The sequence below is a fragment of the Paenibacillus sp. JQZ6Y-1 genome (genome assembly GCF_040719145.1).
In the GTDB taxonomy this organism is placed as follows: Bacteria; Bacillota; Bacilli; order Paenibacillales; family Paenibacillaceae; genus Saccharibacillus; species Saccharibacillus kandeliae.
In genome coordinates this window covers 280878-296932 of sequence record NZ_JBFDUZ010000004.1, presented here as the reverse complement: position 1 = coordinate 296932, position 16055 = coordinate 280878, and the positions used below count along the sequence as shown (strand labels likewise).

17 protein-coding genes are annotated in these 16055 nt (G+C 47.5%); 2 read left to right on the top strand and 15 right to left on the bottom strand.

The features are described from left to right. Positions 1 to 564: a hypothetical protein gene (locus ABXR35_RS19735; protein WP_367063757.1), complete on the bottom strand. Its 564-nt coding sequence runs from the start codon at positions 562 to 564 to the stop codon at positions 1 to 3. Positions 565 to 866: 302 nt separating this feature from the next. Between ABXR35_RS19735 and ABXR35_RS19730 the strand changes: the two genes are divergently transcribed. Then, positions 867 to 1295, top strand: a complete 429-nt coding sequence (locus ABXR35_RS19730) for a hypothetical protein (protein ID WP_367063756.1) — start codon at positions 867 to 869, stop codon at positions 1293 to 1295. A 1-nt stretch (position 1296) separates the two neighbouring features. Here ABXR35_RS19730 and ABXR35_RS19725 read toward each other — a convergent pair whose 3' ends face one another. From ABXR35_RS19725 to glsA, 10 genes are all read right to left on the bottom strand, one after another. Further along, positions 1297 to 1794, bottom strand: a complete 498-nt coding sequence (locus ABXR35_RS19725) for a GNAT family N-acetyltransferase (RefSeq protein ID WP_367063755.1) — start codon at positions 1792 to 1794, stop codon at positions 1297 to 1299. 256 nt (positions 1795 to 2050) lie between these two features. After that, positions 2051 to 3274, bottom strand: coding sequence for an MFS transporter (locus tag ABXR35_RS19720; protein ID WP_367063754.1), 1224 nt, complete (start codon positions 3272 to 3274; stop codon positions 2051 to 2053). A gap of 681 nt (positions 3275 to 3955) precedes the next feature. Further along, positions 3956 to 5164, bottom strand: coding sequence for a sensor histidine kinase (locus ABXR35_RS19715; RefSeq protein ID WP_367063753.1), 1209 nt, complete (start codon positions 5162 to 5164; stop codon positions 3956 to 3958). Between the two features lie 247 nt (positions 5165 to 5411). Continuing rightward, a complete protein-coding gene (locus ABXR35_RS19710) occupies positions 5412 to 6308 on the bottom strand; it encodes a formate/nitrite transporter family protein (RefSeq protein WP_367063752.1) in 897 nt (298 codons plus the stop codon). 238 nt (positions 6309 to 6546) lie between these two features. Continuing rightward, on the bottom strand, positions 6547 to 7908 hold the full coding sequence (locus tag ABXR35_RS19705) for an FAD-dependent oxidoreductase (protein ID WP_367063751.1): 1362 nt from the start codon (positions 7906 to 7908) through the stop codon (positions 6547 to 6549). Positions 7909 to 8508: 600 nt separating this feature from the next. Further along, the gene (locus ABXR35_RS19700) at positions 8509 to 9375 is read right to left on the bottom strand and encodes an ABC transporter ATP-binding protein (RefSeq protein ID WP_367063750.1); all 867 of its coding nucleotides are present in this window, start codon (positions 9373 to 9375) and stop codon (positions 8509 to 8511) included. Between the two features lie 268 nt (positions 9376 to 9643). Further along, a complete protein-coding gene (locus ABXR35_RS19695) occupies positions 9644 to 10660 on the bottom strand; it encodes a FecCD family ABC transporter permease (RefSeq protein WP_367063837.1) in 1017 nt (338 codons plus the stop codon). Positions 10661 to 10665: 5 nt separating this feature from the next. Beyond that, the gene (locus ABXR35_RS19690) at positions 10666 to 11721 is read right to left on the bottom strand and encodes a FecCD family ABC transporter permease (RefSeq protein ID WP_367063749.1); all 1056 of its coding nucleotides are present in this window, start codon (positions 11719 to 11721) and stop codon (positions 10666 to 10668) included. A 232-nt stretch (positions 11722 to 11953) separates the two neighbouring features. Beyond that, on the bottom strand, positions 11954 to 12418 hold the full coding sequence (locus ABXR35_RS19685) for a hypothetical protein (protein ID WP_367063748.1): 465 nt from the start codon (positions 12416 to 12418) through the stop codon (positions 11954 to 11956). Positions 12419 to 12427: 9 nt separating this feature from the next. Continuing rightward, positions 12428 to 13369 (bottom strand): glutaminase A, encoded by a 942-nt coding sequence (glsA, locus tag ABXR35_RS19680; protein WP_367063747.1) that lies wholly within the window; start codon positions 13367 to 13369, stop codon positions 12428 to 12430. A 281-nt stretch (positions 13370 to 13650) separates the two neighbouring features. On the opposite strand from glsA, the gene ABXR35_RS19675 reads away from it, so the two are divergent. After that, entirely contained in the window at positions 13651 to 14142 is a 492-nt protein-coding gene (locus tag ABXR35_RS19675) for a hypothetical protein (RefSeq protein WP_367063746.1), read from the top strand. Positions 14143 to 14233: 91 nt separating this feature from the next. On the opposite strand, the gene ABXR35_RS19670 is transcribed toward ABXR35_RS19675, so the two are convergent. The 4 genes from ABXR35_RS19670 to ABXR35_RS19655 form a co-directional block, all read right to left on the bottom strand. Continuing rightward, positions 14234 to 14731 carry a DMT family transporter gene (locus ABXR35_RS19670; protein ID WP_367063745.1) on the bottom strand — a complete coding sequence of 166 codons (498 nt, stop codon included), beginning with the start codon at positions 14729 to 14731 and terminating at the stop codon, positions 14234 to 14236. An 80-nt stretch (positions 14732 to 14811) separates the two neighbouring features. Next, the gene (locus ABXR35_RS19665; RefSeq protein WP_367063744.1) at positions 14812 to 15240 is read right to left on the bottom strand and encodes a DMT family transporter; all 429 of its coding nucleotides are present in this window, start codon (positions 15238 to 15240) and stop codon (positions 14812 to 14814) included. A gap of 99 nt (positions 15241 to 15339) precedes the next feature. Then, on the bottom strand, positions 15340 to 15522 hold the full coding sequence (locus ABXR35_RS19660) for a hypothetical protein (RefSeq protein ID WP_367063743.1): 183 nt from the start codon (positions 15520 to 15522) through the stop codon (positions 15340 to 15342). After that, positions 15510 to 15851, bottom strand: a complete 342-nt coding sequence (locus ABXR35_RS19655) for a sigma-70 family RNA polymerase sigma factor (protein WP_367063742.1) — start codon at positions 15849 to 15851, stop codon at positions 15510 to 15512. Before ABXR35_RS19655 ends, ABXR35_RS19660 begins: the two co-directional genes overlap by 13 nt. Positions 15852 to 16055: the final 204 nt, after the last annotated feature.

Genomic DNA, 16055 nt, shown 5'->3' with positions numbered 1-16055 from the left:
TCAATTCTCCTTTTCAAATCGGTCGATAAAATATCCCTCCGAATCCCAATACTCCTCGTACTCTTTGTAAATATCGCGAATCGTATCCTTAGGCGGACCCGAATTCTCCAGCAACCAGTTTGTTATGTAAGCAAAATCTTCATTGCGATCCTCCCAGATAAAATCCAAAAGGTCGGATTCCACACTGCCATTATCAGGAACATATACAGCAGAAGACGCACCGATCACTGATGCAATCCCTCTACATACTGCTCTCAGGCTCTCCTGAGTCGAGTCATATAGCAAAAAAGCTCTCCAACGAATGTAATGATGAAAATAGCATACTTTTTCCGAGAACGTGAGACTTATTCCGCATGGACCATCAATCTCCGTTGTTCCACCTATACAATTCGGATAAAACTTCCATTCTTTGACTACATCTTCCGGGTTGTAAGGCAATAGATGCTCTACAAATTGTTGAATAGACGGAAATTCTTCTATTCGAGTATTCAGGCTATGACACAATTCCTGAATCTGCTCCACTGACAAGTCATGTGGAAAATATGCAGTAAAATTCACTCCCACGACAATTCGCTCCTTTCCCATGCGCTTATATTTTAGCTTTGGCTATTACCTCTATTCTAGTTAAATAGTTTCTCTTTTTCACATATTGCCTTCTGTTGCTCAACTTCAAGTTCACTTGCATTTGTTTTTTAAAACTGTTTGTACTGTCAAAATCAGCGAATGTGGCGCAGTTGTGACATCTGCACTCGTACCTTGTTTCTTTTCATCGTTTCTTTACACCAATTTAAGTTTGATTTAAGCCAAGACGTTTATGATAGGTATGCACCACCATTATGAAAGCAAACGCAAAGAGAGGTATCCATATGAAACGCACGAACATCAATCACCGCGCCCGTAAAGGAAAAGCGATGATCAGCACACTGTTCCTCGGCATTGCCATTAGCAGTATGTTACTCGGAGAACAAGCGAATGCACAGGCAGCCGTCAAAACGTCCAATGCTTCCTCTGTTGTCCGTGAACAGCAGGACCCGTTCCTGAGTGCAGTCGGCGCCACTTCAGATGAGGATGTCTATGATGATCTGTATGAAGGTGAAACACTCGCGGATACAGCACGCCGCCACGATAAAGACCCACAGGCTGTGATTGACCTGCAGGTGTCCCAGATGAACGACATGCTCATGCAAAGGCTGATTAACGGAAGCCTGACGCCTGATACATACCGGGCGCAAAAGGAAGAGCTGACCGAGATAATTACGAAAAGCGTATACGGCCAGCACTCCTACAACCTGTAATCTATAACCAGTACGTCATCAAAATGTCATCCACATATTGTCCGTGAATATAAAACTGTTCCTGAAGCCGTCCATTTTCGACGAATCCGTATTTGTCGTAAAAATGGACGGCTTCTTCGTTCGTAGATAACACGCGCAGCGTCAGCTTGCGAATCCCTTGCTGCTTGGCATATCGACATAGCGCATCCAGCAGCTGAACGCCGATACCAAGCCGTCGGTAATCGGGATGGACAGCAATATGAATATCGTACACATGGCGACTAACGGCAAACGACTGTGGGCAGGCAAAGCCGACATATCCGCAAATGATATGATCCTGCACTGCCAGCAACTGACTCCCCGGCGGACACGCCTGCAAATATTCGCGGCGGGTGGTGCAATAGAAGACAGACGGTGTATTCAAATGATTCCAAACCAGCTGATCTAGCTGCATGAGCTGTTTGGCATCCTTCATAGTGGACAAGCGCAGGGTTATATCGGATACGGAACGAATAGGCATGACGAGAGCTCCTTTCGATCTGGCGTACATATATGGGAATGAACGTTAGAGTCAAGACGACTTGAGTAAATTATAAACAGGAATCGCAAAAATAAATACCAACAAAAAGAGCACTCTTCGAGGAAAGAGTGCTCTTCCATATGTCATTCCGACACAATATCCTTCAGACCCATTCGCTTTACACGTATTCATATGCTGTGTTCAACAATGGTACTACTTACTATTATGATCACCGTCAAACCAATGCAAGTCTAGTTTACTGTCTCGGCTTCAGCATCACACCACGCTGCGCCACACTATGAACCAGATAGAATGCCAGCGACAACACCGCCGCAATCACCGCTACCCATGTCACCGGAATCAATCCGCCCTGATCATAGAAGATCCCCATTACATAAGGTCCAATGACCCTTCCTACCGCTCCAATCCCACCAGCTACGCCCAGATAAAACGGCGCATAAGCACCTGTTCGCTCCGATACAAACGATGGAATCGCCGGAGAGATCAGCATCTCGCCAAATGTAGTCAGAATCATTGCCGCGATAAAGGCAGGATAATTGTGAAAGCCCAAAATAACGATATATCCTAGCAGGTAAAATACTGCACTGGCAGTCATTTGCGCCTGCGCTGTACCCGCAAACCAGCGACGAATCAGCAGGATAAACGGCTGTCCAACGAAGATCAGTACCCCGTTCAGCGTCCACAGCAGACTGTAATAACTGATCAGCATACCTGAGCTAACGATAAATGGCGATACGCCTGTATTCCAGATTGAATTGCCGAGCCACAGGAACAAGGTCGCCACGCCCATAAACAAATAAATACGCACCTGTCCCAGCAGCCAGCCCGTGCTTTCTCCACCTTCCGTTTTCGGACGACCGGGATTGTTCTCATCGATATGCTGACTGTCGCCAGTACCGATTTTGCTAAGATAAATGAAGAAGAATCCAGCAAACAGCACGCAGCTTATGCCGTTAATCACAAACGACAAATAAAACGAAATATCCGCCAATATACCACACAACGCCGTTCCTAGTGCTACTCCAATATTGTTCGCAACATACACAATATTGAACAATTCCCCGCGCCGATCGGCAAAGCGGAAGCCGATAAAAGCCTGAATCGCGGGCATCGACATCGAATTAAACAAGCCAATCATCACCATCGCACCCATAAACCAATACCAGTGCGTACTCACAAAAGGCAATGTGAACAAAAACAGTCCATTTAACAGCAGCGATCCGACGATCAGCTTGCGTACTCCAAGCCGATGATATAGCGAACCACCCAGCAGCTGGCCTATGATTCCACCCAGCGATTGCAGCAGCACGACCAGACCCGCATCCTGCATCGGACGACCAAGCTCCTGATACACAAACAAAGTGACGAGCGGCCACATTAACGACCCGCCTGCCGCATTCAGCAGACTGGCGAGCAAAAACACCTGAATTTCTCGTGGATACGATTTAAGCCAACGCATGATGTATTCCTTTCTATCCTCATCCCAATGTCAGTTGATATCCGATTAAACACACAAATTCTAGTATGCGTGATCCAGATCGTAATGAGCAAGCATCTTCGTTGCCGCTTTACACCGATAAGGAGTGGAATATTAACAGGAACTTTAGGGAATATAGATGGTATAGAAACCACGATTTTTGTTGATATACCGGGGCAAATGAACGCTGAAAAAAAATTCGTTTTTTTTAAATGCGTCAGTGTTTCAATCATACACTTACCGTTTAACAATAAGTAACGGCATTTGGCGAGAGTGATGTCCCCTTCATTCTCACCGTCTGTCATATCATGGACCACTCCCGGAATCCGCCATACTACGGTTTCGTTCCCCCGAACCGAATTATGGCGGATTTCATTTTGTCTACCATTTCATGAGATACCTACATATCAAAAAGACCTGCTCTAAGGATGCAGGTCTTTTCTAATTGTCTTCCCTTATTCAAATGGGTTCGTTATAGGTTCGTTGTATCATACAGCCTATATACAGCATCACAATACCGTATATGATAACTATCTCATCAATGCCATGTCAGGGGCATCTGTAGAGAGAACTAATTTAGCAATCTATGAAATCTATGATTATCTCGTACCGTGCATGATTCATTTGGCTATGCAATCGGCGATGACTGGCTTAGCCAGACAATCAGCGTTTGCCCTGCTGAAGCGCCAGAATGCTGTTTAGCAAATGCAGCTTGCGGATCGGCTTGGTGATGACTGTTTCAAAAGTGTCGCGGAACTCGCCTTCTACTTTTTCACCGAGCGGTGCTAGTAGGAACAGCGGCTGCTTTTGAATCTTTGTGCGCTCTTTCATCCAGCGCTCACGATCAATCAACAGCAGATCAACCAGCACGAGATCATAATCATGGTGATACAGCTCATCAAAGAAACGATCGTCCATTTCGCTCACGGTCGTAACCTGAGCATTCCATTCGTCCAGCATATCATGCAGCAGTACACGACAGATCGAATTGTCTTCCAGCAGTAGAATACGTAGATCATGTAGTACATTGCTCTGAAATGGAATAGATGGCAGATCGGTATACCGTTCAAAATGCAGCACAATATTTACAGTTGTACCCACATCCTGCATACTCTGCGCCTCAATTGTTCCTCCCATTAGCTCAACCAGTTGTTTACAGATCGCCAGACCTAGACCTGTTCCTTGGTGCATATACTCACTCTGTTCGTGCATCTGCTCATATGCCTGAAACACCTGTTCTATGCGCTCTGGTGCAATACCAATACCGCTGTCTTCAACGGAGATTTGAACGGTTAGTCGTTCAGGGTCCTCATTAGGCAGCAAAAATAGAGAGAGGGTAATATTACCTTTATGCGTAAATTTAATTGAGTTTTGTAATAGATTCATCACGATTTGCCGAACTTTAAGTGCGTCGCCAATCACAAACAGTGGAATATCGGAATGCACATTCAGATGTACCTGAATGCCCTTTTCAAAGGCGCGTGGTGCCAGTGCATAGGTTAAATCCTCCATTGTATTGACCAGATCAAACGGATCGCGTACCAGCTTCATTTTGCCAGCTTCAATTTTGCCAATATCGAGCAGGTTATTTACCAGCGCCATCAGTGACTCACTACTCGTATGCAGTATATTCATATAGCTTTGCTGCTCATCATCCAAATGGGTGTTTTGCAGCAGCTCACTCATCGACAGAATACCATTCATCGGTGTGCGGATTTCATGGCTAAGCATCGCAATAAAGCGCGCTTTATTGTCAGCAGCCTGTTCGGCAGTCAGGCGCGCCCGCTCGCTGTCGGATAATTTCTGTTGCAGCTCGGACACGACTAACTCCATATCTTTATGCTTTTCGATCCATTCATTTAATTTTTCCATCCTGCACCTCTTGAATCGTTCTGCTTTACATTAATCTAATTATTACCCGTACCTTCATTTTTAAACCAATTTCAGCATTCAAAACCGGATTGTACGTTGATTTATGAAGAAAGGCGTGAAATATCAAGCAAAAAGCCGGAAATCTCACTTTAGCAGCATGAGATTTCCGGCTGATGCGCATTGCCCTCGTCACGATGATCTATCTAGAAAAAGCGAAGTGACTGTCTGCGCCGAACTTGACTCCTAATCAATGCGCCTGCTCGCTGTGCTGGAGCGGCATAGCCACGGCAGCCGTTCCCGTTGCATCGGTGACCGTTGGCTGCGGCTCTACATGCTGCTGACCAGAGTGACTACCAGACGCTGGAGTAGCAGCTGGGTTACGACGAATATATGCCATAAAATACGCGCTGGCGACAAACAAAGCACCACCAGTCAGATTGCCCAGCCATACCGGTACAAAATTCATAGCATATTGTCCCCACGAATAATGACCAGCGAAGATCGCTGCTGGAATAAGAAACATATTGGCAACAACGTGCTGGAAGCCAATGGCGACAAATGCCATCGTCGGGAACCAGATGCCCAGCACTTTGCCGCTAATATTATCAGCGCTATAGGACAACCACACTGCCAGCGCGACCAGCCAGTTACAGCCAATACCGGAAATAAACATTTGCAAGAATGAGCCTTCCAGCTTATGCCCTGCCATTTCTACTGTTTTTGCCAGATACGGTCCCGTTTCGGTTAAGCCAACGATATGACCGAAGAAATAAGCAACAAACAAAGCGCCCAACATATTGGCAATCGTGATGGCTACCAGATTACGCGCGACTTCCCATGTTGAGATTTTGCGTGCCATACGTGCGAGCGGGACTGCCATCATATTGCCGGTTAACAGCTCGCCACCAGCAACCAGTACGAGAATCAGCCCGACTGGGAACAAGGATGCTCCCACAAAATTGGCAAAGCTGCCCCATTCCTCCGGCATGCTGGCGATTACCCGAATATCCAGCAGAAAGCCTAGCGCGATAAATGCACCTGCTAGAAAGCCCAGCACCAGCATCTGCGTCCAGCTGGAACGCGCTTTGGTCACACCTGTTTCGATTGTATTCATCGCGATTTGCTGCGGTTTGTAGTAAGCCATGAAGGTTTCTCTCCTTTGATGTATGGTCATCCGTTTAGCGGATATTTTCATATTTCAATTTTAATGAATTTACTTTGTGAAAAAAGTAACATTTGTCACGATGAGCGATGTTTTTACTGAATTCCATGAAATTCATCATGAAAGACAAATAATCTACACGCAAAAAAACCGCCATCCTGAGATGGCGGTTGATATTCTTTTTGTCTACTAGTCTTTGTCTACTAGGCAGTCATTCGGATTAGATAGTCACGGCTTCTTTTTGCGCAACCTGCGGCAGTGCTTGCAGACCTACGCTGTTCAGATAGTTCCACGGTTTGTTGTAATGTGGTTGGAAGAAGAAATCAACAAAGGCAAGCTGATCGACTGTCATACGGGCTTGAATAAAGACCGAGATCGTATTGATCGACTGGGTCAGATCGGCGTGCGACATGATCTGTGCGCCCAGAATGCGGCGGCTATCTTTTTCGTAAACGACTTTCAGCGTTACTTTCTCATGTGTGGGCATGAATTCTGGACGATAGTTGTCGTGGATCGTGGATGTTTCTACATCCAGACCAGCAAGACGGGCAGCGACTTCGGTCATACCCGTTGCAGCAATATTTTCTTCATAAATTTTGATACCGGATGTGCCTTGTGTACCCAAGTATTCAGTCGTTGGATTCACCAGATTGCGGGCAACTAGTGTACCCATGCGTACCGCGTTGGTTGCCAGCGGGATATAAGCGTGCTGCTGAGTAGGATTGTAGAAGATCGCACAGCTGTCACCAGCGGCATACACGTCTTTTTTGCTTGTTTGCATATATTTATCAACAATGATCGCACCGTTTGGCAGCATATCCACCTGACCTGCCAGCAGCTCGGTTTGCGGACGGAAGCCGATGCAAAGAATGACCATATCGGCGGTGTGAGTACCTTTGTCGGTAACCACGGTATTCACTTTACCGTCGGCTCCTTCAAAGCGTACCACTTTCTCGTTCAGCGCCAGCTGGATACCTTGCTGTGTCAGCACTTCTTCGGTACGTACTGTAAATTCAGGGTCCAGATATTTGCTCAAAATACGTTCTTCGGCGTCGATCAGCGTCACTTGTTTGCCGTTCATTTGGAAGGCTTCGACCAGCTCGACACCGATGTATCCAGCACCGACAACGACGATGTGATTAGCGGATTTTGCTTTTTCAATAATTGTATTGGAGTGATTAAAGTTTTTCGACAGTACGATGTTGTCCAGTTCGATTCCCGAGAATTTCGGGATGATCGGCCATGAGCCAGTCGTAACGATCAGTTTGTCAAATGTATCAGTTAATTCCATGCCAGTAGTTAGATCGCGAGCAGTCAATGTTTTGGCATCGGTGTCGACAGAAGTGACCTCATGTAGCATTTTGGTGGTCACACCCAGTTCATCCAGCTGCTGCGGGGACGAGTAGAACAATCCGTTTGCATCTTCAACTACACCACCGACATATAACGCGATACCGCAAGACAGGAACGAGATATTGTCATTGCGTTCGTACACGGTAATCTGAGCATCAGGGTACAATTTGGCGGTGTTAACGATAGCGGCGGTTCCTGCGTGAGTACATCCAATAACTGCTACTTTCATGGTTTCTTCCTCCTGTGTGTAACTCTATATTTGGTATGTGGTGCAAATTAAGTTATCCATTCCGTCAGTGACATCTGCTCCGTTCAGCTTTCTGTTCGCTGGCGGAGACAACTTAGTGAATACATTCACATTCAATAGTAAAAAGAGAGGACAGCGATCTGAATATGCAGAGGGAGTTTGGATGAAAAGCCGTCTGCGGAAAGCTGTCCGAAAGGTACATGGAGAAATCGGGAGAAACGTTGCCAGTTTCAGATTCCGATTTCGTTCAAATCGTATTGCCAGATGGGGTATAATTGAAAACGTTGGTTGTGAATGTTTTCACCTTATGTGATTATTATATTGTGATAAATGTCACAATGCAAGGGGTTTGGGGATTGTTCATAGTTTGTTCAAATTTTCACATTTTAAATTGTGAGGTTGCGCACCGCTATTCCATAAACAGCCATTGCTATACATAGCCGTTCTATAGATACCAAAAACCCACCGAAGAGTTTCGTCTGGATTCGGTGGGTTTTCACATGCTTGGATATAAGTCATCTTGGCTACATGATCAGCATATGGCATTTGCTTTTCATCAAGCTAAGGTGCAATTGTGATCCATTAGCTACGTGCAGCTTGTAGAATATGTCCATGTTGGCGGACTTCTTTGACTTGCTTTTCGGCAGTCAGGGCTGCTTGTACGTTGCCTTCAAGCGCGTATGGCAGACACAGTGGCACGCCACTGCGCGGATCGATGACAATATCGGCTTCAATACCGAATACGTCGCGCAGAACGTCGCAGGTCATAACCTCAGTTGGTGCGCCTTCGGCGATCGCTTTGCCTTTTTTGATCGCAATCATATGATGTGCATACCGAGATGCGTGGTTCAGATCATGCACAACCATGATGATCGTACGGTTCGCACTGGCATTCAGCTTTTCTAGTAGCTGCAATACTTCCAGCTGATGCGCCATATCAAGGTAAGTGGTCGGCTCATCAAGGAACAGGATATCGGTATCCTGCGCCAACGACATAGCGATCCATGCACGCTGACGTTGACCACCAGACAACTGATCGATGGGACGATCATGAAAATCGAGCATACCAGTCGCTTCCATCGCCCAAGAGATTTTTTCCTTATCTTCTGCTCTCATGGAACCGAAGCCTTTTTGATACGGGAAACGACCATACGATACCAGCTCGGTTACGGTCAGCCCTTCCGGTGCAGTCGGAGTTTGTGGCAAAATGGCAAGCTGTTTGGCAACTTCGCGTGTGGATTGCTTGTGAATCGATTTGCCGTCGAGTAATACAGAGCCATTTTTCGGCTGCATGATCCGTGCCATCGTTTTGAGAATGGTCGATTTACCGGAGCCATTCGCACCAACAAGCGCCGTAATCTGACCCTGTGGAATTTTAATATTCAAATCCTCGACAATCAGGCGATCCTCATAAGCAATATCCAGTTTCGATGTCATCAAACGCACCATAGTTACCCATCCCTTTCAATCCGCAGCCACCGTTTGGCGGTCTGTCTGTATAAGTTCATTGCAGTTTGTTTGCCTGCATGTATCGATCCATTGCGGCTTATGACTTTCCGGCGTTCCAGCATCAACCTGTAACCTACATTTGTGATACAGCTTCCTCTATGCAATCATGACAGTTCCTCATTCATACGATGCTCTATATTCCGTATCCGTGCCATCTTCCATCCTAACAATATAGAACGTATCGACACGTCTTCTCTCCTATACATAATCAAGCACGCGAGCGTGCCAGCAAGTACAGGAAGTACGGTCCACCGATGATGGCGACCATCACGCCTGCGGGAATTTCCGAGTTCTCCATCAGGGTACGTCCAACCATATCGGCGATGAGCAGCAATACCGCACCAATTAGGGCACTTACCGGAATGACGTGCTCATAACGCGGACCAACGAGGCGGCGAGCGATATGCGGACCCAGCAGACCGATAAAGCCGATACCGCCACTAACCGCAACACACGCAGCGCTAAGTGCCACCGCAATCACTAACAGCAACAACCGCTGACGATTCAGAAACGAGCCAAGCCCAGTCGCTGTATCGTCGCCAAGCGAGAAGACATCCATCTGTCTCGCTTTCCATAGGGCTGCAGGTAGCAGCACGATAATCCATGGGAGCAAGGCGACAACAAACTTCCAACTGCTGCCCCAAATGCTACCTGCCTGCCAAGTCGCAATAAAGTTAAATTCATTCGGGTCAAGCTGCAAGGTCAATACGATCATCAGCGCATTGATGCCTGCCGCCATCGCGATCCCTGACAGCACAAGCCGCGAGGACGAGATGCCCTTGTTCTTTTTATATGCCATCAGATAGATGCCAGTAGCGGCAGCGAATGCACCGATCAGTGCCAAAAAAGGCAGCAGCATTGGTGACGCCGACTCTCGCATAGGGTTCGTTACGACGAACAATACGACCGCAAGCCCTGCACCGGAGTTAATACCGAGAATCCCCGGATCAGCCAGTGCATTACGCGAAACACCCTGCAAAATCGCACCAGCAACCGCTAGACCCATACCAACGAGTAGAGCGATCACGATACGCGGCAAGCGGAACTGGAACAGGATCAGTTCATCTCGCGCCGTTCCGCCGCCGAATAACGTCCGTATTACTTCCACTGGCGACATTTTCGTAAAGCCAGTATTCATGCTGAGCAACAGCACGATAAAAGCGATGACTGCCAGCACCACCAGTGTAATGATGGTACGCATCGTCCGTTTACGACTAAATATCATTTGATTCACAGATTATCCCCCACTTTCTTCCGAATGACATAGAAGAAGTAAGGGACCCCGATCAGCGCAATCAGCGCACTGACGGGCTGCTCAGTTGGTGGGTTGAGCAGTCGCCCGAATGTATCGGCGAATACGAGCAGCAGCGCACCTAGAATCGCTGAGGTCGGGATCAGCCATTTGTAATCGACACCAACCAAGGCGCGAGCAGCATGCGGAATCATCAGACCGATAAAGCCAACTGCGCCAACGGTCGATACCGAGGCGCCTGCCAGCACCATCACGACCAGCACCGCACCGAGTCGTACTAGCGCCGTACGCTGCCCCAAACCGGCAGCAACATCGTCGCCCAGACTGAGAATCGTTATCGATCGAGAAAGCAGCAAAGCCCCGATGAGAGCCGCTGTAATCCACGGCCACAGGATATTCACTTGGTTCCAAGTCACTCCTGCCACACCACCGGCATACCAGAATGCTAGATCCTGTGAGATACGAAAATACAGTGCAATGCCTTCTGATAATGCTACCAGCATTGCCGCTACTGCTGAACCGGCAAGCGCCAATCGTACCGGCGTTAATCCTCCCCACGCCAGTGAGCCGATACCGTAGACCAGCACCACACTTAGCGCAGCGCCAAGAAAGGAAAACATGATCAGCTGGTTAAAGCTCAAGCCCGGGAAAAAGGCAAAACATATCGCCAGTACAAAGCCTGCTCCGGCGTTGATCCCTAGCAAACCGGGATCTGCCAACGGATTCCGCGTCATGCCTTGCATCAACGCACCCGCTACGGCAAAGGATGCACCAACCAGTGCACCGGCAATCGCACGCGGCAGCCGCAGCTCCCAGATGATCTGATGCTCCTGATTGGATGGATTAAAATGAATCAATGCCTGCCAGACGACATCCAGCGGAATGGGCCGACTTCCTTTGGCGACCGAAAACGCCAATCCAGCTGCCAGCAACATCAGCCCGCCGATGATAATCAGAAGCGCTGCGTAAGGACGCGACCAAATCTCTTCTTTCGGCGAGGTCTGCCGGCCTTTCACATGCGTACTGCGAGTCATAAGCAAGCCTCTTTCTACATCTCATAATAGATACGATAAAGGGAGCAGCCGGCATCCGTGATGGATGAAACGAACAGCTCCTTCTGAATGTGTATGCTGGTTTATCGTTTTGTATATCAATTGAATGTTCATCATACCTTCATTTTAGAAAGCATATAGTTTAAGATACTGATAATCATTATCACTTGTCAACCGGAAATCGCAAAAAAGCGGCTAATTTCCTGACTTTTACTCAGGAATGGAGATTTAGCCACTCTTCGGTGTCGCGATGTCTTGCCAATTGCACTTGTTCAAATTCATCCAATTCGTCATGCCGCTGAACGCCCAAATATCGAAGTGCCTGATTGAACGCTTGATCGGTTTGCAATTCCTTAAGAACGTTCCGCCCATCGTGCCACACGTTACACGACTGACTACCACTTCCGCCAAAATATTCCGCTTCCACATAAGCCAGCATGCCGGATAATGATATATCTAGACATATGGCTTCAACGGTAGCTGTCAGAACATCCATCCCTTCCACGCTCCCTTCCACGCTCGCTTCAGGCGACTCATGTATCTCATCATATAGGTCCGGCGTAAATGGTACGGTATACAACTCACCATGCAAATGAACACTTTGGGCGGAGGAATATTTCGCCTCCAACCCAGACAGCACTTCCTTGGTTCCGATAAACCCTTGATATTCGTATGCCATAATGCCCTCTTAGAACAGACTCCAGTCAAATTCTTTGGACAGACGTTCTATGAGATGGACGCCTGCAATACTGTTGCCACGGTGGTTTAGGGATGGGCCGACAATACCGATGCCATATTGTCCCGGTACCAAGGTCAGAATGCCGCCAGAAACGCCACTTTTGGCAGGAAGACCGACCTCGATGGCGAATTCCCCAGAAGCGTTGTACATGCCGCAGGTAACCATAAAGGTTTTGGCGATTTGCACATAGCGACGCGGGATCAGCTTTTCGCCGGTATGCGGATCAACGCCGTCGAAAGCAAGTACAAGCGCCATGCGAGACAGGTCAGCGCAGGTAACTTCGATAGAGCAGTGACGGAAATAGACGGACAGCACATCCTCAACCGGGTCTTTGAGCACGCCGTTTTGTTTAAGAAAATAAGCGAGTGAGCGGTTCAGATCGCCAGTTTCCAGCTCGGAGCTGTACACATCCATATTGTAATCCAGCGTATCGTTACCAGACAGCTTGCGGAAAAATTCCAGAATGCGCTTGGACTTCTCTTCGGGATTGTCGCCTGCAATCAGAGACGAGACAGTGATGGCTCCGGCATTGATCAACGGGTTAAATGGGATACCCGGCTCGACCAGTTCCAGTTTGATCATAGAATTGAAATCGTCGCCTGTCGGCTCCTTACCCACATTGTAAAAGACAGCTTCCTCGCCATGATCGATCAGCGCCAGAATCAAGGTGAATACTTTGGAAATGCTCTGCATCGTGAATTTCAGACCGCAATCGCCAGCGGAGATGCTTTCGCCTTGTGAATCGGCGATATAGATACCGAGTGCATCACGGGAAGCTTTAGCAAGCTCAGGAATGTAGGACGCTACATCGCCCTGACCCGTGCGCAGGCGACTTGTTTCCAGCCAGTCTGGCAACTTCTTTTTCATTTTCTCCATTTGTTCCATACTCATATCCAATCGCTCCTATTCGTGTCTATTTGATGTCTTGCGGTGAGCACCTTTTCTTTTTCTATCTATGTTTGACCAATTATCATCCTAGATTGTCGATACAAGCTGCTATTGTCACGCATTGTTGCGGTTTTCGGCTTTCTTTACTATAGCAGAGATGGGCAAAAGGTTGGTATGCTGAACGTAAAAGCAACTTTTTCAGCAGAACAAGGTATAATAACCATACCGGCTCCAACAACTATGCTTGATAATCAGTACCCAAATTAGCGGAAAGTGGTGAACCGATGAACGGCAAATTAAGAACAGCAATCGCTGAGATTTCAGTTGAGCAGTATGCAGTGCAGGGCACGCTTCCGCTTTGCCTGTCCGATGGTGCATCGCCTGCGCTGGACAAGCTCAAGCCGCTGGCGGATGAAGTATGGAGCGATGGGCAGCAGGAAGTATTGACGTTTCATTATGCCGGGCACGCGGTCAATATGACGTTTCAAAGTTCTGGTACGTATTTGTTTGACAGCATGGATATCTGGGCAGATATGTCGGATTGCGGCGAGATTGGTATCGGCGCACCGGAAGGCTTATCGTTGCTCGCAGCGCGTATGTCGCTAGATATGGATATTTTCGAGCTGCCAGATGAACTGATCTGTCTATTGCCCAATGGGGTCACCGTACATTACCACAAGCATGACCAGCAGTGGATGCTGACCAAGATTGCTGGAGCATATCGCAATTATGAGGATACCCGTTCTAGTCTGCATATCATCACCAATGCTGGATAAGGGATAAATACAACCAAAAGCCTTCACCCCCGTTCGTTGTGATCGGGAGTGAAGGCTTTTTTAGATATAGATAGGCTATTGCCAAGCAGGGTTACGGCTGAAGAGTTTGCGATGCTGCGGGTTTGTTTTTCTTGATCGCTGCTTTACCGAACCAGCGGTCACCAAACTTGTACACAATAATACCGGCGACAATAACCAGCACGCCGATTACTTTGCCCGGCGTCAGTGGAATACGCTCCAACACCAGCCATCCTGTCGTATCGAAAAATAATGCCGTAGTGAGCTGAGCGATCAAAACGATCGAGGTTGCAAAGGTCGGTCCCAAGCGACGAATCCCTTGCACCAGACAAAAGACAACGCCAACGCCGATCGCGCCGCTAATCCAGTACCACGGCTGCATATGCTGTAGTGAAAATGTTCCTTTCCCTTCGAAGATCAAACTGGCGGTCAGCGAAGCGAGAAAGCCCATCCCTAGCACCAGCGTCGTTGTCGCCCAAGAGCCGACCCTGTTGTTGACCTGATTGTTAAAAATCGTTTGCAGACTAACGAGCGCGCCTGCAATCGCGGCGAGCAGTATGCCCATAACCATGTGTATATCCCTCCTGCTATATGGATCGCGGATGTTGTTCCGCTGTGTCATTCACGTATGTGTAGAAATGCCATGCCATTTTAAAATTTCAAAATAATAACGCCAGCGATCATCAGCAGTACGCCAATACATTGCGGCAAAGTGATCTTTTGTCGGAGTACACCGAACCAGCCATTGCTATCCACCACAAAGGTCATACACAGCTGTGCAATGAGTAGTGCCGATACGGTAAAGGTCACTCCGATATACTGAATCGCCGTTACTTCGCTGAAAATGATGACTGACGCAAACGCTCCACCAAACCAGTACAGCGGCTTCACCTGACGCAGCCCTTGCCAGTTGCCGTCGCGTACAATAAGCAGCATCAAGCCAGCCAAAATAAAGCCGGTCAGCTGCGTAATGGTCGCTGCCTGCCAAGTCCCAATATCGTAGCTAATGCGATTGTTCGCTACGCCCTGTAAGGTAATGCACGCACCGCCAAGCAGTGCGAATAAAATGCCTTTAAACAAATACGAAACCTCCCCTAACCTACCGTACGATTCTTCGATACAATAAACCTTTTCCCATTAAAAGGCATATCGTTCACTTCATAAAGGACATATGTCCCATTACGAAAGTGGATTATGACTCAACAGCTCTAGCATACCTAACTTCAAACTCTGCATCGCATCCTCACGCGGCATTCTCATATAACGTGCCAGCTGCTGCATATCCTCCTCGAACAGCTCCAGAAAAGCCAGCATTGCCGCATCGTCTCCATGCTGTTGAATGCGGTAGATTAATTGCTCCAATTGTTCATCTTCTGTTTGAGTTGATTGAGCATTTTGTTTTTCCATCGGTTCACCGCCTGTTGGGAAAGATGCAGTTCCGCTGCGACTTCCTTTTCCTTCTTTTCCAAAATATACAGTCTGTACATGATCTCGCGTCCGGTTTCTGACGGCAACGATTGGATCAGCTCGTGACTCCACATCTTGCTATCGGTCGCTGACGTAAAATTGTCTACCGGAATGGCGGGTTCGAATAGTACAAGCCGTTCGTGATTTTGCTCCTTTTTGACGTAATAATGCAGTCTCCATGCTAGCCGTTTCAGTTCGGTGCGATAGTGTTCCTTGAGTGTCATGATACAGCCCCTCCCCGTCCTTGTGTTCTCAACTATAAAGGAGTTTTCCGGTACGTTTTTACAACAAAAACGGCTACTTTCTTTACATAAAATAAGAACATTTGTTCTTATTTATTATACCATTTTTACAGGTTAGTTACCTCATTTTTGTTGTAAAAAGCCGTCTTTTTTTACCATTATAGATGAACACCAAATGCAGTCATA